The sequence below is a fragment of the Kocuria sp. BT304 genome (assembly GCF_003290245.1).
GTDB lineage: Bacteria > Actinomycetota > Actinomycetes > Actinomycetales > Micrococcaceae > Kocuria > Kocuria rhizophila_A.
In genome coordinates this window covers 452,829-473,001 of sequence record NZ_CP030039.1, presented here as the reverse complement: position 1 = coordinate 473,001, position 20,173 = coordinate 452,829, and the positions used below count along the sequence as shown (strand labels likewise).

Below are 20,173 nucleotides of genomic sequence, written 5' to 3'. Positions count from 1 at the left end.
CATGGCAATTCCCCTGGACTTGTAGATTCTTGCCATGGTTGCGAAGACCGTGCCGAACGGCCGCGGGGTCCCCTACCCCGAACATCTCCCGGTGACGTTCCGGCGTCTGCCCGCCTCGGTGCAGACCGATGAACTGGTCGCGTGGTGGTGGATCTGCGAGTGGGACGTTCCTGTAGGGCAGCACTCGAACCAGCAGGTCCTCGCGTTCCCCGCCCTGAACTTCACGGTCGACGACCGTGGAGCCGGGATCTCCGGTGCCACCAGCTCGGCCTCCACCCGCGAGCTGACGGGCCGGGGATGGGTGATCGGTGCACTCCTCAAACCTGCCGCGACCCCGGTGTTCACCTTCGATCCGGCCTCGCTGCGCAACCGACTGGAGCCGCTCCACCTCCCCGGGCTGCACTCCCGCGTGGCGGACCGTGCAGCGACAGGTCACCTCGACAGCGCCGTCGACGTCCTGTCACGGTGGCTCGTGGCCCGAGCCGGAGCGCTCGACGATTCGGCTCTCACCGCCAATCACATGGGGCGCCTTGCCACGACCGACCCTCAGATCACCTCCGTGTCAGGACTTGCCGATGCCGTGGGAGTTTCCCAGAGTGGCCTCTACCGGCTGGCCCGACGCTACGTGGGGGTGTCCCCCTACAGCATGATCAGGCGGCGACGCCTCCAGGAGATCGCTGAACGCATCCGCCTCCACCCAGGGGAATCACTCGCGGACGTCGCAGTCCACTTCGGCATGACGGACCAGGCCCACTTGGGCCGAGAGTTCAAGTCGGCCTTCGGGATCACCCCCGGCGACTACAGATCCACATGCAGTGCCGCGCAGCGGCACCCCTGAGACGGTTCTCGCCCCGGTGCCGCACGCCGGAGGATCGTCAGCCACGCGGCCGCATCGCCGCCTCCACCCTCTCCGGTGCCATGTGTACCTGGGGAGTCAGCTCCTGGGGCGGGAATTCCGGGTCGATGCACTCGCGCCAGAACTCCAGGTGCTTCGCGTCGAGCCAGTGCTCCGACTCCAACACGGATCGCCGGCCCTCACCCTGAACGGAATACCAGTAGAGGTACATGACACTGTCGAGAACTTCGCTGAAGATCGTCTCCACGTACATCTGTTCCGGTTCGAGTGTTTCCCGGAAAGCCTCCGGGTTCGAACGGAGAAAATTCATCCACTCGGCTGCGCGTTCTTCCGCGCCGGGCCGCACTCGGAAGCGGGTCATCTCGACGATCATGGGCTGACTCTACGAGGTCGTCACCCTGCAAACGTTGGGAGCGTGACCCTGGACAGCGGCATGCACGGACCGGGACACCCGCTGTCCGCGTTAGACTTCCGTGAACTTCTTCAACCCGCCGGGAGTCCTCTGCACGCGGATCCACGGCCCCGGTGGGTCCACCCGGCTCTCCTGCCGCAGCAGGCGGGGGTTCAGGGATCCGCAGGTTCGAGGGCCCCACGTGTTGAGCGAGACCAGGCGCGTCCCCACCACGGGACCGCTCTGCCGCGCCGCGCGCACGGTGACAGGGGCCGCGCGCGCCGGCGGCAGCGGCGTCGTCGTCCGCGTGGGAGCCACGGGACGGGACCCGCGAGCGTGAGCGCCCAGCCCGACTACACCGTCCCCGGCGTGCTGCACCGCGTGAGCGCGTGCGCCGGGATGGTCCTTGCGCCGAATCCCGGGCCCATGACCCTGGACGGCACCAACACCTGGATCCTCTCCGCCCCCGGCTCAGGGCCCGAGCACCCGAACTACGGGCAGCACCCGTCCGCGCAGGGGCGGGGCGAGTGGCCGGGGCCGGACGTCGTCGTCGTGGACCCGGGACCCCTGGACGAGGACCACCTTCAGGCCGTGGCCGCCACCGGCAGGGTCGTGCTGATCCTGGTGACGCACCGCCACAGGGACCACACGGACGGCATCGACCGCCTGCACGAGATCACCGGCGCCCCCGTGCGCGCCGCGCTGCCCGAGTTCTGCCGGGACAGCGGCGAGCCTCTGCGGGACGGGGACTTCGTGCTGGCGGCAGGCGTGAGCATCCGCGTGCTCGCCACCCCGGGCCACACCTCGGACTCCGTCTCGTTCCTGCTGCACCACGACGAGCCCGAGACCATCCTCACCGGGGACACCGTCCTGGGCCGCGGCACCACCATGATCGACCACCCGGACGGCACCCTGGGCGACTACCTGCGCTCCCTCGAACGCCTGGGCAGGCGCTCCGGCGCGATGGGCCTGCCCGCCCACGGTGCACCCCTGCCGGGCCTGCAGGACGCGTGCGACGAGCTCGCCGAGCACCGGCTGGAGCGCCTGGAGCAGGTGCGCGGCGTCGTCGCGGACTTGGGCGAGCGCGCGAGCGTGGAAACCGTCACGGACGCCGTCTACCCGGACGTCCCCGCCGAGGTGCGCCGCGCGGCCGAGCACTCCATCGCGGCCCAGCTCGCGCACCTCGACCACCTCGGCCGCTGAGCGCAGCGCACGACGGCGCCGCACGCGCCGTTCCCTGCGGCGCTCAGCCCTGCAGCGGGGCCGACTCCACGTAGCTGGGCTCGCGGCGCTTGATCCACGCGATCGCGGCGTAGGTGACCGGCATGATCACCACCTCCACGAGGCACTTGTACACGTAGCCCACGAGCACGTAGTTGAGGAACCCGGACCACGAGTCGATGCCGATGATGGGCGCGGCGATCGTGCAGAAGATGAGGGTGTCCACCAGTTCACCCACCATGGTGGAGGAGATCAGCCGCGCCCACAGGTGCTTCTCCTGGGTGCGCTGCTTGACCTTGACCATCACGTACGCGTTGAGCAGCTGGCCCACCAGGTAGCCCAGCAGGGACGCCGCGACGATCAGCGGCACAGGGCCCAGCACAGCCTCGAACGCCCCCTGGTTCTCGTAGAACGGGGCGGCGGGCAGGATGATCACGATCCAGAACACCACCGACGCGAACGCGCCGAAGACGAACGAGGTGAGGATCGCCTTGCGGGCCGCGCGGAAGCCGTAGACCTCGGAGACCACGTCCCCCAGCACGTAGGCCAGAGGGAAGAGGAAGAACCCGCCGTCCGTGATGACCGGGCCGAACTGCACACCCTTCGTGGCGCCAATGTTGGAGAGCACCAGGATGACGCAGTACGCGGCCAGGATCAGGTCGAAGTACGTGCGGGGACGGTGCGCGAAGGCGGGCGCCGCGGTGGAGGGCCGGGATGTGGCAGTGGCCGCAGCGGCGGGTGCGGGGTGCGTGGAGCCGCGGGGCGGGGTGGCGTGGGAAGACACGGGTGTCCTTGGGGTCGTCGCGTGCGATGAGGGGACGTCGCCTGCCACCCGACGTCGCGCACCAGTGTAGTGCGGCGTTCGAAACTCGCGGGGCCGGTGCCGGGCGGAGCACAATACTGTGCATGAGCGAAACCACACGCAACCAACCGCCCGTCGCCATGACCGTCGCGGGCTCCGAGGCCACCGGCGGCGCCGGGGCGCTCGCGGACATCAAGACCTTCACGTCCCTGGGGGTCTTCGGCTCGCTGGCGCTCACGTGCATCGTCGCGTTCGACCCCGAGAACGAGTGGGGCCACCGCGTGACCCCCGTGGACCAGCAGACCCTGGCGAACCAGCTGCAGACCATCACCGCGGCCTACGACCTGGACGCCGTGAAGATCGGCATGCTCGGCCACCCGGACACCATCCGCACCGTGGCCACCGCCATGAAGGAGCTCAAGCCCCGCCACCTGGTGCTGGACCCCGTGCTGATCTGCAAGGGCCAGGAGCCGGGTGCCGCGCTGGACACGGACCAGGCGCTGAAGGCGGAGGTGCTGCCGCTGGCCACGTTCGTGACCCCCAACCACTTCGAGTCCCTGTCCCTGTCCGGGATGGAGTCCATCGACTCGGTGGAGGACCTCAAGGAGGCCGCGAAGCGCATCCACGACTCCTCAGGTGCCGCCGTGCTCGCCAAGGGCGGCGTGCGGCTGGCCGGGGCGGAGGCCGTGGACGTGTTCTACGACGGATCCACGCTCGAGGTGCTCACCGAGCCCAAGGTGGGCGAGGTGCCGGTGTCCGGCGCGGGCTGCTCGCTCGCGGCGGCCGTGACGGCGGAGCTCGCCAAGGGCGCCACCCCGCTCGACGCCGCCCGCACCGCCAAGAGCTTCGTTACCGCGGGCATCCGGCACCGTCTGGCATCCCACCTGCCGTTCGACTCCCTGTGGCAGGGCGGATACGCCGCTGACGCGTAGCCGCACAGCGCCACCGAGGTTCCTGGGGGCCTTCGGGGAATGCCCTGTTCCGCAGGGCATTCCCCGTTTCCATAGGGTGGAATGGACATCGAACCCGCACGCGATGTCGGCAACCCGCACTTTGCTGACAGAACAAGGTAAGGTGTCATCATGCCCCGCATCACAGCCCCCAGCAACGCCGCCCAGCGAGAGCGCACCCAGCGCGCGATCCTGGATGCGTTCGGGGAGCTGCTGTACAGCAACGGGCTCACCGACCTCACCATGACCCGCGTCGCCAAGACCGCCGGAGTGGGCCGCACTGCGGTCTACAACTACTTCGCGGACATGGGCGAACTGCTCGTGGCCTACGCCCTGGACAAGACCGAGCGCTTCGTGGCGGACCTCAACCGCGAGCTCGCGGACACCGAGAACCCCGTGGACCAGCTGGGTGTCTACATCCAGCACCAGATCGAGGACCTCGGCCGCCGCCACCTGCCTCCCGGCCAGGCCATGCGCACGGTGCTCTCCCCCGAGGACTTCGCGAAGCTGGGCGCGCACGTGCAGAAGCTGCAGACCGTGCTCGCGGGCATCCTGCAGCGCGCCATGGACGAGGGCTACCTGCCCCACGGCGACACCGACGAGCTCTCCCAGCTGGTGCACGGCTCCCTGACCTCCACCGCGGACCGCACCACCTCCGTGGAGAGCACCCGCGCCCAGCAGCAGCGCACGCTGGCCACCGTCCGCTTCATCCAGCGCGGCCTGGGTGCCCAGTTCGACGCCCAGATGCGCCCCGTGCGCCTGCCCCAGCAGCCGCCGCAGCTCAGCGCGGTGTCCTGATCCCCGGGACCCCACGTAGGCCCAGCACCAGAACTCGCCGTTGCGTGTGGCCACGTGCAACGCGTCCCTGAACCGCGGCGCGGAGGGGCAGTTGCTCCGCGATCTCAGCACGCCGGGCAACGAGCAGGCGCAGAACATCGCGGAGGTCATCCAGATCAACGCGCCGGACGTGGTGCTGGTCCACGAGTTCGACCACGTGCCGGGCGGCAGGGCCGCCGAGGCATTCCGTGACCACCACCTGTCCGTGAGCCGGAACGGAGTGTTCTGGCCGAAGCTCGGCGAACCCGGTTCGGGGCTCACGAGCGACCCCGCCCTGGCCACCGACCACCACCTCGTCTGGGTGGACATGGATGTTCCCGGCAAGCGCTGACCTGCTCCCGCTGGTGCCCAGCTGCCGGGATCGGGGCTTCCGGCGGCCCGGTCACCGGGTTGGCCCGGCCACCGGGCCCGCATGCTCGCCGCTCCCGCCCGGTGACCGATCCGGCCGGTGGTGGGGCCCGCTCGTCGAGGTAGAGCTGGACGAACCGCTCCGCGTCGAAGTACGGGGTCCAGTCCTGGGTGGCGCCGTGGAACGCCTCCGTCACCTCGAACACCCGGGCTGGGGGCTGGGGGCTGGGTGACGCACCTCACGGGGAATTCACTGTCCCGTCACGACCTGGTCTTGTGCTGTCCTTACGCTCACTGGCAGCAGTGCTGAACCAAGAGAACCGGCCGATCCCCCTCGACCGTTCACCCCACTCAGACCCCCCTTTCACAGCCCCTGCCCAGGAGATCACCGTGCCCACACCCCACCCCTCCGCCCCCGCCGGCGCAGTGCGCCGAGGCGCGCTGGCCATCTCGCTCAGCGCCGCGCTGCTCACCACGGGACTCAGTGCCACCCCCGCCATCGCCGCGCCGAGCACCACGAGCATCGCCACCATCCAGGGCACCGGGCAGAGCACTCCCCTGGCGGGCCAGACCGTCACCACGGAACCCGCGGTGGTCACCGCGGTGTACCCGCCAGAACCCGGGTCCCTCGGCGGGTTCGTGATCCAGACGCCGGGATCCGGGGGCACGATCACTGGGACCACCGCCTCCACCGGGCTGTTCGTCCACACCGGGCAGGCTCCCGTGACCGTGCAGAGGGGCGATGCCGTGCAGGTCACCGGCACCGCCGGCGAGTACCAGGGCCTCACGCAGCTCTCGGGGAACGTGAGCGTCAAGAAGGTCGTCAAGAAGGTGGCACCGGTCAAGCCCGTCACCACCGACTGGGCCTCCACCGCCTCCTACCGGGAGAACCTGGAGTCCATGGTGTACCAGCCCCGGGAGAACTTCCGGGTGGCGGACACCTACGGAGTGGGCCGCTACGGGGAGCTCGGACTCTCGGCGGGCCCGGCGCTGCCCACCCAGCCCACCGACGTCGCCCTGCCCAGCAGCCCCGAGGCCGAGGCGCAGGCCGCGCGCAACGAGGCCATCTCGGTGACCCTGGACGACGGCACCAACCGTGGCTTCGCCGCGAGCCCCCAGCAGGAGGCGCGCACCGTCCCATACCTGGATCCGCAGAACCCCGTGGAGGTGGGCGACCGCGCCAAGATCACCGCACCCGTGATCGTGGATTACCGGCACGACTCCTGGCGGTTCCAGCCCACCTCCGAGATCACCCGTGGTGCGGAGCCGGCGCGCTTCACCACCTCCGCAGACAAGACCCCTCGCGTGGGCGGCCAGGTGTCCGTGGCCTCCTTCAACGTGCTGAACTACTTCACCACCACGGGCCAGCAGAAGAAGTGCAAGGGTGGCAACTTCTCCACCGACGGCACCTACAACGTGGCCCAGGGGTGTGACGTCCGGGGTGCCTACGACGCGGCGGACCTGCAGCGCCAGCAGGCCAAGACCGTGGCGGCCATCAACCAGCTGAACGCCTCAGTGGTGGGTCTCATGGAGATCGAGAACTCCGCAAAGCTGGGGGAGGAGCCGGACGAGGCGCTGGCCACCCTGGTGAGCGCACTCAACGGCGCGGCCGGCTACGAGAAGTGGGCCATCGCCCCCGTGGACGCCTCCCAGTTGCAGCCGGTGGCGGACCAGGACGTCATCATCAACGCGATCATCTACCAGCCTGCCGAGGCGAGCCTGATGGGTGAGGCCCAGGCACTCGGGGCTAAAGCGGGCGCCGGCGGGGCCTTCGAGAACGCCCGGACCCCACTGGCTGCCTCTTTCACCGCCACGCGGGGCAAGGGCCGCGGCACCAACGCCCCGATCACCGTGGTGATCAACCACTTCAAGTCCAAGGGCTCGGGGCCCAAGAACGGCCCCAACGCGGACGCCGGGGACGGGCAGGGCGCCTGGAACGCGGCCCGGGTGGCCCAGGCCGAGGCGCTGGTGGACTGGATCCCGGAGCTCGCGGACCGCGCCGGCTCCGCGGACGTGGCCCTGCTGGGCGACTTCAACTCCTACACGCAGGAGGACCCCATGCAGGTCTTCTACTCGGCCGGCTTCGCGTCTGCTCCCGCTGCGGACGAACACACCTACGTGCACGGCGGGCAGGTGGGATCCCTGGACCACCTTCTGGTGTCACGGAGCCTGCAGCAGCGCACCATGGGTGCGGACGTGTGGAACATCAACTCCGGGCAGTCACCCCTGCTGCAGTACGCCCAGTACCGCACCACCGCGCTGGACTACTACCGCCCGGACGCCGCGGCGTCCTCCGACCACGACCCGGCCATTGCCGGATTCCGGGCGGGCCGGTAGCAGCTCGCCGCACACGGAGTGCCCCTGTGGCCGCCACCGGGCGGTCGCAGGGGCACCGTCGTGACCATCCGTCCGGGAGGGGCGGGCCACCGGGCAGGTCAATGAGAAGCCATGTGTAATTTTCGCGCGCAAACCCCCTGGGTGGGGCAGGCGCGGCTAGGATCCTGCTGTTCTCATCTCCTGGGCGCGGGAACGGATCGGCCGGGCTGTCGATCAGCGAGCACTGCAGAATCCCCAGCGCGCCCCCTCCCACAAAGGACCCACCATGGTCACTGCCGCACCGCTGCGCCGCTCCCTCGCCACCGCCTTCGTGGCCCTCTCCCTGACCGCCGGCCTCTCCCTGGCCGACGCCGCCCCGGCCGAGGCCGCGGCCGCGGCCGCCAAGCCGTGTGCCGCGAGCATGTCCGTGACGCAGCCGAAGCAGAACACCACCACCACCGTGAACGTCTCCAAGGTGGGCGCCAAGGCGAAGGTCACCACGCGCGCCCGCTACAAGACCACCACCACCGTCAAGAACGCCACGGCGTCCACCAGGGGAACGGCAGCGGTTCCGTACGCCATTGCCAGGGCCACCCCGGGGGTCAAGGTGGTCGTGGACGTCACCGCCGTGTCCGGCAAGACCACGTGGAAGTGCTCCACGTCTTTTACCCCGCGCCGCAAGTAGCGGGTACTCGCACCCTCCGGACTGCCCCGTGCTCGGGGCAATCCGGAGGTGGGCACGAGGGCACCGCGGGTCTCACGAGCGACCCTGCGGTGCCCTCGTCATGGGCGACTCAGGAACGGAACACGCCCCGTATGCGGTACCCCGCGTCCTCGACCGTGGCCCGGAGCGCAGGACCCGCGCCCCGGAGCCTGGAGCGCACGGCAATCCGGTCCCGCAGGGACGGCGGGAGGGGCGCCTCCCGTCGCGCGGCGGGCCCGTCCTCCGAGGCGCGGATGGTGGATCCGCCCGACCACCGGACGAGGCTGGGGCGGACGAGCGCGACGTCCACCCCGCCCTCGTCACGGAGGTCCGGCCACACATTCGCGACGCGCTGCAGCTTCCCCTCCGGCAGCGCCCGCACGTAGTCGTCGAACTTCCTCGCGCCGCCGCGGGTCATCAGGTACAGCCCCGAGCAGTCCCCCTGTCCGGCGAAACGCCCGATCCGGTGACGCCGCTCGGGGCCCGAGACGGTGCGCGAGAGGAGGGAGAGCTGGGAGATGGAGGTGAGGAACCGCCTGCGGTGCAGCGCGGGGTCCAGGCTCAACCCGTCCGTCAGGACCACCACGTCGTGCGGCAGCGGACCCTCGGTGACGGCACGCAGGGCACAGGGGAGGTCGGCGGTGAACCGGGCGTCGTCCTCCGCCACCAGGAGCAGGTCCGCATCGTCCCCGGTCTCCGCCGCGAACGCGCGGATCACCCGGGCATGACTGATGGCGCAGCCGATCTCGGCAGGGGCCGGGGGACGCAGGTAGTTTCCCGCGAACCGTTCCGCGTCGAAGTACGGAGTCCAGTCCTGGGTGGCGCCGTGGAAGGCGTCGAACACCTCGAAGATCTCCCCCAGCGGCTGGGCGAAGAAACCGGGCCTGCGGTCGCTGTCGGCAAGACTGACGACCACCGCGCGCGAGAGGGAGAAGGGGAGCCCGACCATGGAGGCAGACTACGCAGGCCGCCTCACGTGATCCGCGCGTCACGCGGCGGGGCACCAGGGCAACGACGAAGCCCCCGACCCGCCAGGTGGCGGATCAGGGGCTTCGCGGTGCTGCGGAGGATGGGGGATTTGAACCCCCGAGGGCGTTAACCCAACACGCGTTCCAGGCGTGCGCCATAGGCCGCTAGGCGAATCCTCCAGGCAAACACGCGTTCCGCTCTCGCGGGGCACGTGCGGCAATCAGCATAGCGGAACTCCCGTCCAGCGCGCGAATCCTCACCCGGGCGGAGGGTGCGGCCACCGGTGGCGGCCGGTTCGAACTCCGCGCGCGCTTGGGCTAAAGTAGTGATCAGCCCCTCGTGTGGCGCCATCTCGTAAAACTCCCCCAGGGCCGGAAGGCAGCAAGGGTATATGGGCTCTGGCGGGTGCACGGGGGGTCTTCACGTTCCTGGCTCCCCATGCTCGCGGGCCCGCTGAGGGCGTCTGAGACCCCCGCTAGAGTCTTCTGTGTGACTACCGCCCTGTACCGCCGCTACCGCCCGGAGACCTTCGAGGACGTCATCGGTCAGGAGCACGTGACCGAGCCCCTGATGACCGCGCTGCGCAAGAACAGGGTCAACCACGCCTACCTCTTCTCGGGCCCCCGCGGCTGCGGCAAAACCACGTCCGCGCGCATCCTGGCCCGTTGCCTCAACTGCGCCGAGGGGCCCACCGCCACGCCGTGCGGGCGCTGCGAGTCCTGCCGGGACCTCGCCCGGGACGGCGCCGGCTCCCTGGACGTCATCGAGATGGACGCCGCCTCCCACGGCGGCGTGGACCACGCGCGTGACCTGCGCGAACGCGCCACCTTCGCGCCCGTGCGGGACCGCTACAAGATCTTCATCATCGACGAGGCCCACATGGTCACGCGCGAGGGCTTCAACGCCCTGCTGAAGATCGTGGAGGAACCTCCGGAGCACGTGAAGTTCATCTTCGCCACCACCGAGCCCTCCAAGGTGCTCACCACCATCCGCTCACGCACACACCACTACCCCTTCCGGCTGGTGCCGCCCGAGCCGCTCATGCGCTACCTGGAGCAGCTGTGCCAGGAGGAGGGCGTCAGCACCGAGCCGGGTGTGCTCTCCCTGGTGGTCCGCGCCGGCGGCGGGTCCGTGCGCGACTCGCTCTCGGTGCTGGACCAGCTCATGGCGGGCTCGGACGAGCGCGGGATCAGCTACGACCTCGCCGTCGCCCTGCTCGGCTACACCCACGCCGCGCTGCTCGACGACGTCGTGGATGCCTTCGCCGCCGGGGACGCCGCCACCGTGTTCTCCTCCGTGGACCGCGTGGTCCAGACCGGTCAGGACCCGCGCCGTTTCGTGGAGGACCTCCTCGAGCGCTTCCGGGACCTCGTGGTGGTCAACGCGGTCCCGGACTCCGCGGCCAACATCCTGCACGGGATGCCCACGGACCAGATCAACCGGCTGCGCAACCAGGCCACCCAGCTGGGCGCCGCGGAGCTCTCCCGCTCCGCGGACATCACCAACGAGGCGCTCAACGAGATGACGGGAGCCACCTCCCCGCAGCTGCACCTGGAGCTGCTGTGCGCCCGCATCCTGCTGCCCTCCGCGGATGACACCACCCGCGGCATCACCTCCCGCGTGGACCGCCTGGAACGCCGGCTGAGCATTCCCCGGGGCGCGGGCATCCGGCCCGGTGGGCCCTCCATTCCTCCGGCGCCCGGCGCGGCGGACGGGGTCGACCCGGCCGCGCCCCACGCACCCGGTGCGGACGCCATGGCGCCCGTGGCGCCCGACTCCCCTTCGTCCGACGCCTCCGCGGCACCCGCACGGGAGGCCGCGGACCCTGCCCCGTCCGGACCCGTCCGGCAGGACGGCTCGCAGCCGGGCCGTTCCGCCATGACCACCCCGGACATCGCCGAGCCGTCCATCCCGGAGGACGAGGCCGAGGACCCCCGCGGCAGCGACCACCCCGCCGCGGGTGACCCCGTTCCGCGGGGTGAGCGCGGACCCCAGGGCAACCACCCGCCCGCGGACGGCACCACCACCGAGCACGACGCCGCGGGGCAGGAGCGCTCTCCGGCCACCGGTGCGCCCGCCGGCCCGTCGGGGTCGCCGGCCTCTACGATGCCCTCCCGGCCCGACGACGCCCAGGACACCTCCGGGGCGCAGTCACGTTCCGGCGTCCAGCGCTTGGACGACACGCGCGATGGAGCGAGCGGGCACGGACCGGACGGCCGGGAGTCCGCGCCGCGCTCCGACGGACAGGGTTCTCGTGGGCGCGATTACGACGCCCGGGGTTCGGACGCCCCGTCCCACGCCACCACTCCCGGAGAGGACCGCGCCGCCACCCCCGGCGAGGAGACCGGGGCATCCTCCGGCGCCCGCGGCGAACCGGACACCGCACCGTCGGACGACCGGGACCCCGCCGCGCCGTCGCCCTCCACTGGAAGCGCTGGAGAGGGCGCGGGAGACGGTGTGAACGACGGTGCCGCGGCGGGTACCGCCGCGGCGAGCGACGTCACCAGCGGCGAGCTGGAGCTGCTGCGCTCCTCGTGGCCGGAGATCGTCTCCGCCCTCGCGGAGATCCGCCGCGTGGCGTGGGCCATCACGGTGCGCGGCACGCCCATCTCCTACGAGAACTCCACGCTGCGCATTGCCTTCGAGGGTGACGGGGACATCATGAACTTCCCCCGCTTCGAGGGGGACGTCCGCACCGCCATCCAGAACGTGGTGGGGCTGGACTGCGCGGTGGAGGCCGTGCGCCCGGGGGACACGCGAGGACAGCACGGCGGCCCCGCCGGAGGCCCGCCCCCGGGCTCGAGCGGAGACCCGCGCGGCGGCGGTTCCGGTGGGCGCGGCCCGGCCCCCAGGAGCACCGGTGGCCCGGGCTCATCCCAGGAGCAGCCGGACTACTTCCGGGAGCCGGAGGGCTTCGGCGTCAACCGACGGCGCAGCAACCCCTCGGGTGGCCAGGACAGCGCGTCCCCCGCGTCGAGGGACGCGTCGCCCGCCCCCGCGCGGGATGCCTCCTCGGGGCCCTCGCGGAGCGACCGGGGGCAGGATCGGCGGGCGGGCCGGTCGGGGGAGCGCGGCCGCTCCGCATCGCAGGAAATTCACCGAGAGCCGTCCGGCGACGACGACGAACCCGTCACCTCGTGGTCCGTGGCGCCCATTCCCCAGCCGGGGGTCGGCACCCGAACGGGTGGTGACCGGTCCGGCACCGGGGAGCACTCTGCGGAAGAGAGCGGCACCTCCACGGGCGCGCGGGCCAGTGCCTCGGAATCCGCTGCCGCGCCGTCCGGGGAGGCCGCCGGAACCGACAGCACCACTGCACCACGCTCCGGTACGGGGCCCGGCTCGGGATCCAGCACGGGGCACGGGCCGGAGTCCGACACCGCGCTCGAGTCGGGGCAGGCCACCGCGCCCGGCTCCGCCCAGGGTCCCGAGTCCCCGAGTCAGGCGCCCACGGAGCACCAGGCACCGCAGGACGCAGTGCAGGGCGGGCCGTCCGAGCGCCCCGACGCATCTCCCCCGGCACCCGGTGAGAACACCCCCGCGGACGGCAGCCGTCCGCACTCCGGTGGAGCCCAGAACCCGGGCGGCGGGACCCCGGGCAGTGGGGCCCCAAGCAGCGGGATCCAGGGCCGGGGGGGCCAACACCGTGGGGAGCAGAGCACCGAGAACCAGAGCACCGGGGACCAGAACCACCGGGACCAGGGCATGGGCGGCGTCACCCCGGGTGGTGCGGGCGCCCGACCGGACCGGGGCCCCGAGTACTGGAGCCCTGAGGAGCCGCCCCCTCCCCCGGAGGACGAGCCCCCGGCGGACATGTACGACGAACCGGGGCCCGCGGCGTCGTCGTACCCGCGGCGTGGACGCCGCCCCGAGGGTCGGGGCGACGGCTCGGGGCCCGTGCGGGACGGGGACCGCCCGGATCCGCACCGCACCCCCGGGGGCGGGGGCGGCGCCGGGGAGCGCACCGCGTCCGGCCGGGAGTCCGCGAGCCCCTCGGCACACGGCGGGGCCACCCCCTCGCCCGCCGGAGGACAGCGGCGCGGCTGGCGGGAGCGCCACGCCGCTGCCATTGCCGCGGCCACCAGCGGTTCCCCGGGCATCGCCCCGCCGAGCACCCGCAGCCCGGGCGTGGACGAGGAGAACTTCGTTCCCGGAGCCGACGACGAGTCCCTCGAGGACTCCGCCCTGTACGGGAAGGCCGCCATCGAGCGCATCCTGGGTGGCATGCTGATCGACGAACGGTCGCACGACACCGGCCGGTGACCTCGCACGGGTGCCGCTCACCGCGGCCGCCCTGCGGCGCACCGCCCGATCACGACCACCACCACGAAGGAGCACGGTGTACGAAGGACCGGTTCAAGACCTCATCGACGAGCTGGGGCGGTTGCCCGGTGTGGGCCCCAAGTCCGCGCAGCGCATCGCGTTCCACCTGCTGGACGCGGACAAGGACGAGGTCCAGCAGCTCGTGGACGCCATCTCCACCGTGAAGACCTCCGTGTCCTTCTGCGTGATCTGCGGCAACGTGACCGAGCAGGAGGAGTGCGCCATCTGCCGGGACGCCCGCCGGGACCGCAGCGTGATCTGCGTGGTGGAGGAGTCCAAGGACGTCATGGCCATCGAACGCACCCGCAGCTACCGCGGGCTCTACCACGTGCTGGGCGGTGCCATCTCGCCGCTGCAGGGAGTGGGCCCGGACCAGCTGCGCATTCGTGAGCTGATGACCCGCCTGTCGGACGAGACGGTGCAGGAGATCGTACTGGCCACGGACCCCAACCTCGAGGGCGAGGCCACCGCCACGTACCTGTCCCGGCTGCTGAAGACCCTCGGCATCCGGGTCACGCGGCTGGCCTCGGGGCTGCCGGTGGGCGGTGACCTGGAGTACGCGGACGAGGTCACGCTGGGCCGCGCGTTCGAGGGCCGCACGGTGGTCTCCGAGGCCACATAGCGCACCGGGCCGACCCGCCGGGCAGTGCGCCCCCGGGCCCGCCACCGCCCCGTGATCCCGTGACCGGCGGCTCCCCCGAACCAGTAGCATGGGGCACTGAACCCCCGAGACCGTCCGCCCGCCCAGTGCGGGCCACCGCCCGCGAGAGGAACGCATGAGTCTCATTGTCCAGAAGTTCGGCGGCTCGTCGGTCGCCGATGCCGATGGTGTCCGCAGGGTCGCCCGCCGTGTGGCCGAGACCCGCAACGCCGGCAACCAGGTGGTCGTGGTGGTCTCCGCCATGGGCGACACCACCGACGACCTCCTGGACCTCGCGAACGAGGTGGCCCGCAAGCCCCCGGCCCGCGAACTGGACATGCTGCTGACCTCCGGCGAGCGGATCTCCATGGCGCTGCTGGCCATGGCCATCTCGGACCTCGGCGTCCCGGCGCAGTCCTTCACGGGCTCCCAGGCGGGGATGATCACGGACGGCGCCCACGGGGCGGCCAAGCTCGTGGAGGTCAGCCCGCTGCGGGTCCGGGAGGCCCTGGACAACGACAACGTGGCCATCATCGCCGGCTTCCAGGGCATGAACCGCTCGTCCAAGGACATCACCACGCTGGGTCGCGGCGGTTCGGACACCACCGCCGTGGCCCTGGCCGCGGCCCTGGACGCGGACGTGTGCGAGATCTACTCGGACGTGGACGGCGTGTACTCCGCGGACCCGCGCATCGTGCCCTCGGCCCGGAAGCTGGACCGGGTCTCCTCGGAGGAGATGCTGGAGCTGGCCGCGAACGGCGCCAAGATCCTGCACCTGCGCTGCGTGGAGTACGCCCGCCGCTTCAACGTCCCGCTGCACGTCCGCTCGTCCTTCACCCACAACGAGGGCACCTGGGTGATCCCCAGCCCCGACGAGATCCTCACGCCCCAGAAGGAGATCCCCTTGGAACAGCCGCTGATCGCCGGTATCGCTCATGATCGCAGCCAGGCCAAGATCACGATCGTGGGCGCACCGGACCACCCGGGCATCGCGTCCCGGATCTTCCGCCTGCTCGCGGACTCCGAGGTGTACGTGGACATGATCGTGCAGAACGTCTCCACGGGCGAGCACCCCCTCACGGACGTGTCCTTCACGCTGGACGAGTCCCAGGGCGCCCTGGCCATGAACCTGCTGCGCGCCGCCGAGGAGAAGATCGGCTACACCCGCCTGGACTACAACAGCGAGGTGGGCAAGCTGTCACTGGTGGGCGCGGGCATGAAGACGAACACGGGCGTGGCCTTCCAGTTCTTCCAGGCGCTGGCGGACGCGAACATCAACGTGGACATGATCTCCACCTCCGAGGTCCGCATCTCCATCGTCACCTCGGTGGACAAGCTCGACGAGGCGGTGCGCGCCGTCCACACCGCCTTCGGCCTGGACTCCAGCGAAGAGGCCACCGTCTACGGGGGCACGGGGCGCTGACCCCGGCGCACCCCATGACCCGCGACACCGCACCCCTGGGCGTCGGGAACGACGACGCCGCGGCGCCCGGTCCCTGTGCCGCGGCGGGTTCCGCACACGCCCCCGCAGCCGCGCCGGGCCCGGCGGACGGGGCCCCGTCCGCTGCGGCACGCAACCCCGTGGCCTCCCCCGACCACCGGGACGCCGCCCCAGCCCAGGGCACCGTCCCGCCCCAGGACCCGGCCGACGACCCGCTGGCGCTGTCCAACCAGTTGTGCTTCTCCCTGTCCGTGGCCTCGCGCATGGTGGTGCACAGCTACCGCCCGGTCCTGGAGCCGCTGGGGCTGACCCATCCGCAGTACCTGGTGATGCTGGCCCTGTGGGACCGCCACCCGCGCACGGTCAAGGACCTCGGCGAGGACCTCATGCAGGACTCGGCCACTCTCTCCCCGCTGCTCAAGCGCCTGGAGGCCCGGGGGCTCATCACCCGGGAGCGGGACCCGGGCAACGAGCGCGCCCTGGCCGTGACCGTCACACCCGAGGGGGCGGCGCTGAGGGAGCGGGCCGTGCAGGTCCCGGAGGAGATGATGCAGCGGCTGCGGGTCACCGCGGAGCAGGTGCAGCGGCTCAACGAGGAGATGCACCTGTTGATCGTCACCTCGAAGGAGAACGCGCAGGACGGCACCCGTGCCTGAGGTCCTCACCCGTGAGGAGTGGACCCGCAGGGAACGGGCCCACCGGCACCGGGTCTCCCGCTGGACCGAACCGTTCCTGGACCGCCGTTCCCGCGGGGAGAAGCACCCCGTGGAGGACTTCCTCTTCACCTACTACACGCTCTCCCCCGCGCAGTTCACCCGCTGGCACCCGGGCCCCGGGGTCGTCCTGCTGGACGCCCCCGAGCGTGCTGACTGGAAGTTCTACCGCCCCGCGACCGCCGCAGAGCCCACGGCGCCGGGCGCGCGGGAGGGCGCGAGCGGCGTCGTCGTGGATGCGCGCGCGTTCCTGGCCAAGCGGGAGACGGCCGTGAGGTTCACGCGCGAGATCCTGGCGAACACCGCGGCGAAGCCCGGCACGTTCGACTGCTTCGGGCTGCACGAGTGGGCCATGGCGTACCGCGCGGAGGAGAACGGCGTGCGCCACGAGAACGCGGCGCTGCGCCTGGGCGCGAGCGGCACGGACGCCGTGGTGCAGAGCCACCGGATCCGCTGCTCGCACTTCGACGCGTACCGCTTCTTCCAGCCGCAGGCCGTGGAGCGCAACGAGCTGCGGCCCACGCGCGTGACCCAGCGCACCATGGAGCAGCCCGGGTGCCTGCACGCGAGCATGGACCTCTACAAGTGGGCGTACAAGCTGCTGCCCGCGGTGGACTCGGAGCTGCTCGCGGACTGCTTCGAGCTCGCGTGGGACGTGCGCGTCACGGACATGGAGGCCTCCCCGTACGACCTCGCGGACCGGGGCTACGAGCCCGTGCGGATCGAGACGCCCGAGGGCAAGGCCGAGTACGTGCGGCGCCAGCGCGCGTTCGCCGCGCGCGGCACGCAGCTGCGGCAGCGTCTGGTCGCCGCCACGGACCGCATCCTGGAGGCCGCCGCGTGAGCTGGCAGCAGGTTCCCGGCGCCGCCGCGGTGGCCCGCGCGCTCGCGGCACCGTCCAGCGCGGCCCCGGTGTGGGTCGGGGACACCGCCCTGGTGCTCACCCGGGACGCCGCCGGGACCGTGCGGGCCCTGCGCAATGCGTGCCCGCACCAGGGCGCCACGGTGTGCCGGGCCGCGGAGCACGGGGCGGATGTGCTGGAGTGTCCCAACCACTACTGGGTCTTCGACCTCGCGGGGACGTTCCAGGGCTCGCGACTGGCCCTGGACCTGGGACGCACCGCACCGCCCGACCCCGCCAAGAACCTGCCGGAGCTCCCGTGCCGGGAGGTGGCCGGACTTCTCGAGGTGGACGTGTGAGTCCCGGCCAGGCTCAGTCCCGCGCCACGTAGCGGTGCTCCGGGCGGCCCCGGCTGCCGTAGCGCAGCTCGAGCTGCACCGCGCCCCGCTGCACCATCTGGGAGAGGTAGCGCTGGGCGGTGGCCCGGGAGATCCCCACCGCGCGGGCCACGTCCATCACGGTGACCTCGCCGCCGTCCGCAACGGCATCCGCCACCGCGGACTCGGTGGCCGAGGCCGCGGTGCCCGCCGGGGCGTCGTCGGAACCCGTCATGGCACGACGGGCGCGGTCGATCGCGGACTGGCTCAGGGGCCCGGGGGCGTCCAGCTGGCGCCGGTAGCGCGCGTAGGCCCGCAGCTTGGCCTTGAGCACCTCGGGCTCGAAGGGCTTGAGCAGGTACGCGAGCGCCCCGCGCCGGGACGCCGCCGCCACGGTCGCGCGCTCCGAAGCGGCCGAGAGCACGAAAGCATCCACGTCCACGGCGCGCAGCACGTCCAGCCCGGAGCCCTGGGGGAAGTAGACGTCCACGAGCATGAGGTCCGGGCGGTGCTCCTCGACGGCGGCCGCCACCGCGCGCAGGTCGTGCACCGGGGGCAGCGCCTCGAAGCCGGGCACGGCGTTCACGTAGCCCACGTGGAGGGCAGCCACGTGGAAGTCGTCGTCGATGATCAGGACTCTGAGGTCGCTCACGGGCTCTCCTCCGGGAAGTGGGGTGCGGTGTCAGCGGTGATGAGGACCCCGGGCAGGCGTGCCGCGAAGACCGCCCCGAGCCCGTCCTCCGCGCCGCCGGGGTCCGCGAGCCACACGTCCCCGCCCATGGTGCGGGCGAGCCTGCGGGACAGGCTGAGCCCCACGCCGTGGCCGTGCACCCCGGACTCGGCGCCCGCGCGGGTGCTCACGCCGGAGGCGAAGATGTCCAGGCCGGGGGCCACCCCGGCGCCGGAGTCCGCCACGGCGAGGTGCAGCGTGGAGCCCTCGCTGAGCAGGTCCACCTCCACCCACCGCTCGTCCTGCCGGGCGGGGGCGGAGTCGATGACCGCGGCCACCGCGTTGTCCACGAGGTTGCCGAGGATCGCGGTGACGTCCTGCGCCTCCACGAGCTGGCCCTCCAGCGCCGTCTCCAGACCCACCCGCAGCTGCACGCCGCGCTCGTGGGCCTGCACGCCCTTGGCGCCGATGAACGCGCGCAGGAACGGCTCCTCGACCGCGGTGACGTTCTCCACCGGGTCCCGCACGGGCCCCGAGGCCATGATCTCCGCGACGTACTGCCGGGCGCGCTCGTGCTCTCCGTTGCCCAGCAGCCCGGAGAAGGTGTGCAGCCGGTTGGCGAACTCGTGGCGCTGGGCGCGCAGGGCATCGGTGATGGCCTGCATGGCGCTGAGCCGGCTGCGCAGGTCCTCCAGGGCCGTGAGGTCCCGCAGCATGACCACCTGCCCCAGGTCCACGCCGTCCCGGTGCACGCTCTGCACCTGCGCGCGGATCGTGCGGTGGGAGGTGTCCAGGCGCACCACGGACTCCTCCGGGGCGCCCCCGCTGCGCTGGCGGGTGATCGCGTCCGTCAGGGCGGGGTCGAAGCCCACCTCGGTGTACGGGCGGCCGACGACGTCCGCGGCCTCGGTGCGCCGCGGCAGCTCGAGCAGCACGCGGGCGGCCTTGTTGCGGATGCTGATCCGCCCGTCCGGGCCGATGCCGATCACCCCGTCCTCCACGCCGTAGAGCACGGCCTCCTGGTCCCGCACCAGCTGCGCCATCTCCTCGGGCTCCAGCCCCAGGGTGGTGCGGCGCAGCCACCGGACCAGCAGGGCCGCGGCCCCCGCGGCGAGCGCCATGGCCAGTGCCGCGATGATGAGGATGGACACGACCGCCTGCTGCAGCTGCCCGGTGACGGTGGCCACGGGCACGCCCACGCTGACCTCGCCGACCACGCGCTCGCCCTGGCGCACGGGGACCTTCGCCCGCACGGACTCCCCCAGGGTCCCGGCGTCGCGGGACACGGACTCGCGCCCGCCGAGGGCGTCCGGGGCAGTGCTGACCGGCTGCCCGAGGGAGCCGGGGTTGGGGTGGGACATCCTGATGCCCTGGTCGTTGGTGACCACCACGAACAGTGCACCGGTACCCTGGCGCACAGCCTCCCCGCGCTGCTGCACCGACCCCTTCACGAGGGTCCCGGCGTCCAGGTGCTGGGCGCCGGACTCGCGCGCCACCGCGCTCACGAGCACCGGGTCCGCGGCGAGGGTGCGTCCGATGCCCAGGGCCTCCTGCTCCGACTGGTCGTACACGCGCTCGACCGTGAGCACGAGCACCGCCGCGAGGCACAGCACCACGATCCCGGCCACGATGCCGAGCAGCACCACCATCATGCGGGTGGTGAACGTCCCCGCAGGGGTGCGCGCCGTGCTCATGCGCTCATCCTAGGGTGCGCCACACCACTGAGCAGAATGAGCACAAACGTGTCAATGAGCACAACCCCCGGCAATGAGCACAAC

The 20,173-nt window shown here is 71.9% G+C and carries 18 protein-coding genes, 1 tRNA gene and 1 other RNA gene; 14 read left to right on the top strand and 6 right to left on the bottom strand.

What is annotated here, in order from left to right:
* Nucleotides 1-34: 34 nt before the first annotated feature.
* Nucleotides 35-838 (top strand): AraC family transcriptional regulator, encoded by an 804-nt coding sequence (locus DNL27_RS02130; RefSeq protein WP_112234574.1) that lies wholly within the window; start codon nt 35-37, stop codon nt 836-838.
* Between the two features lie 37 nt (nt 839-875).
* Here the strand turns inward: DNL27_RS02130 and DNL27_RS02125 are convergent, their stop codons facing one another.
* Nucleotides 876-1,229, bottom strand: a complete 354-nt coding sequence (locus DNL27_RS02125) for a DUF6176 family protein (protein ID WP_012397368.1) — start codon at nt 1,227-1,229, stop codon at nt 876-878.
* Nucleotides 1,230-1,583: 354 nt separating this feature from the next.
* Between DNL27_RS02125 and DNL27_RS02120 the strand changes: the two genes are divergently transcribed.
* Nucleotides 1,584-2,450, top strand: coding sequence for an MBL fold metallo-hydrolase (locus tag DNL27_RS02120; RefSeq protein WP_012397366.1), 867 nt, complete (start codon nt 1,584-1,586; stop codon nt 2,448-2,450).
* Nucleotides 2,451-2,493: 43 nt separating this feature from the next.
* Here the strand turns inward: DNL27_RS02120 and DNL27_RS02115 are convergent, their stop codons facing one another.
* Entirely contained in the window at nt 2,494-3,252 is a 759-nt protein-coding gene (locus DNL27_RS02115; protein WP_112234573.1) for a queuosine precursor transporter, read from the bottom strand.
* 122 nt (nt 3,253-3,374) lie between these two features.
* Between DNL27_RS02115 and DNL27_RS02110 the strand changes: the two genes are divergently transcribed.
* The 5 genes from DNL27_RS02110 (at nt 3,375) to DNL27_RS02090 (ending at nt 8,406) form a co-directional block, all read left to right on the top strand.
* Entirely contained in the window at nt 3,375-4,202 is an 828-nt protein-coding gene (locus tag DNL27_RS02110) for a hydroxymethylpyrimidine/phosphomethylpyrimidine kinase (protein WP_012397364.1), read from the top strand.
* Nucleotides 4,203-4,352: 150 nt separating this feature from the next.
* Nucleotides 4,353-5,018 carry a TetR/AcrR family transcriptional regulator gene (locus DNL27_RS02105; protein WP_112234572.1) on the top strand — a complete coding sequence of 222 codons (666 nt, stop codon included), beginning with the start codon at nt 4,353-4,355 and terminating at the stop codon, nt 5,016-5,018.
* 46 nt (nt 5,019-5,064) lie between these two features.
* A complete protein-coding gene (locus tag DNL27_RS02100) occupies nt 5,065-5,388 on the top strand; it encodes a hypothetical protein (protein ID WP_204360319.1) in 324 nt (107 codons plus the stop codon).
* 407 nt (nt 5,389-5,795) lie between these two features.
* The gene (locus DNL27_RS02095; protein ID WP_112234571.1) at nt 5,796-7,742 is read left to right on the top strand and encodes an ExeM/NucH family extracellular endonuclease; all 1,947 of its coding nucleotides are present in this window, start codon (nt 5,796-5,798) and stop codon (nt 7,740-7,742) included.
* 265 nt (nt 7,743-8,007) lie between these two features.
* Nucleotides 8,008-8,406: a hypothetical protein gene (locus DNL27_RS02090; protein ID WP_112234570.1), complete on the top strand. Its 399-nt coding sequence runs from the start codon at nt 8,008-8,010 to the stop codon at nt 8,404-8,406.
* Between the two features lie 109 nt (nt 8,407-8,515).
* Here DNL27_RS02090 and DNL27_RS02085 read toward each other — a convergent pair whose 3' ends face one another.
* Both DNL27_RS02085 and DNL27_RS02080 read right to left on the bottom strand, forming a co-directional pair.
* A complete protein-coding gene (locus DNL27_RS02085) occupies nt 8,516-9,373 on the bottom strand; it encodes a glycosyltransferase family 25 protein (RefSeq protein WP_112234569.1) in 858 nt (285 codons plus the stop codon).
* A gap of 114 nt (nt 9,374-9,487) precedes the next feature.
* Nucleotides 9,488-9,572: transfer RNA gene (locus tag DNL27_RS02080), tRNA-Ser, on the bottom strand.
* A gap of 149 nt (nt 9,573-9,721) precedes the next feature.
* Between DNL27_RS02080 and ffs the strand changes: the two genes are divergently transcribed.
* From ffs to DNL27_RS02045, 7 genes are all read left to right on the top strand, one after another.
* An RNA gene (gene ffs, locus DNL27_RS02075) (signal recognition particle sRNA small type) lies at nt 9,722-9,818 on the top strand.
* A 64-nt stretch (nt 9,819-9,882) separates the two neighbouring features.
* Nucleotides 9,883-13,653: a DNA polymerase III subunit gamma and tau gene (locus DNL27_RS02070; RefSeq protein ID WP_112234568.1), complete on the top strand. Its 3,771-nt coding sequence runs from the start codon at nt 9,883-9,885 to the stop codon at nt 13,651-13,653.
* A 76-nt stretch (nt 13,654-13,729) separates the two neighbouring features.
* Complete coding sequence (gene recR / locus DNL27_RS02065; RefSeq protein ID WP_012397356.1) at nt 13,730-14,335, top strand: recombination mediator RecR; 606 nt, start codon at nt 13,730-13,732, stop codon at nt 14,333-14,335.
* A gap of 154 nt (nt 14,336-14,489) precedes the next feature.
* Complete coding sequence (locus DNL27_RS02060) at nt 14,490-15,776, top strand: aspartate kinase (RefSeq protein WP_012397355.1); 1,287 nt, start codon at nt 14,490-14,492, stop codon at nt 15,774-15,776.
* 158 nt (nt 15,777-15,934) lie between these two features.
* On the top strand, nt 15,935-16,450 hold the full coding sequence (locus DNL27_RS02055; RefSeq protein WP_012397354.1) for a MarR family winged helix-turn-helix transcriptional regulator: 516 nt from the start codon (nt 15,935-15,937) through the stop codon (nt 16,448-16,450).
* Nucleotides 16,443-17,351, top strand: a complete 909-nt coding sequence (locus tag DNL27_RS02050; protein ID WP_112234567.1) for a 3-methyladenine DNA glycosylase — start codon at nt 16,443-16,445, stop codon at nt 17,349-17,351. Before DNL27_RS02055 ends, DNL27_RS02050 begins: the two co-directional genes overlap by 8 nt.
* Complete coding sequence (locus DNL27_RS02045) at nt 17,348-17,707, top strand: Rieske 2Fe-2S domain-containing protein (protein ID WP_112234566.1); 360 nt, start codon at nt 17,348-17,350, stop codon at nt 17,705-17,707. The genes DNL27_RS02050 and DNL27_RS02045 overlap by 4 nt, the downstream gene beginning before the upstream one ends.
* A gap of 13 nt (nt 17,708-17,720) precedes the next feature.
* Here the strand turns inward: DNL27_RS02045 and DNL27_RS02040 are convergent, their stop codons facing one another.
* Both DNL27_RS02040 and DNL27_RS02035 read right to left on the bottom strand, forming a co-directional pair.
* Entirely contained in the window at nt 17,721-18,377 is a 657-nt protein-coding gene (locus tag DNL27_RS02040) for a response regulator (RefSeq protein ID WP_112234565.1), read from the bottom strand.
* Entirely contained in the window at nt 18,374-20,089 is a 1,716-nt protein-coding gene (locus DNL27_RS02035; RefSeq protein ID WP_112234564.1) for an ATP-binding protein, read from the bottom strand. Before DNL27_RS02035 ends, DNL27_RS02040 begins: the two co-directional genes overlap by 4 nt.
* Nucleotides 20,090-20,173 lie beyond the last annotated feature (84 nt).

Coding starts and splice junctions, on each gene's coding strand:
- DNL27_RS02125 (WP_012397368.1), bottom strand. CDS start 1,229: ATGATCGTCGAGATGACCCGCTTCCGAGTGCGGCCCGGCGCGGAAGAA.
- DNL27_RS02090 (WP_112234570.1), top strand. CDS start 8,008: ATGGTCACTGCCGCACCGCTGCGCCGCTCCCTCGCCACCGCCTTCGTG.
- DNL27_RS02110 (WP_012397364.1), top strand. CDS start 3,375: ATGAGCGAAACCACACGCAACCAACCGCCCGTCGCCATGACCGTCGCG.
- DNL27_RS02130 (WP_112234574.1), top strand. CDS start 35: ATGGTTGCGAAGACCGTGCCGAACGGCCGCGGGGTCCCCTACCCCGAA.
- DNL27_RS02105 (WP_112234572.1), top strand. CDS start 4,353: ATGCCCCGCATCACAGCCCCCAGCAACGCCGCCCAGCGAGAGCGCACC.
- DNL27_RS02085 (WP_112234569.1), bottom strand. CDS start 9,373: ATGGTCGGGCTCCCCTTCTCCCTCTCGCGCGCGGTGGTCGTCAGTCTT.
- DNL27_RS02060 (WP_012397355.1), top strand. CDS start 14,490: ATGAGTCTCATTGTCCAGAAGTTCGGCGGCTCGTCGGTCGCCGATGCC.
- DNL27_RS02035 (WP_112234564.1), bottom strand. CDS start 20,089: ATGAGCACGGCGCGCACCCCTGCGGGGACGTTCACCACCCGCATGATG.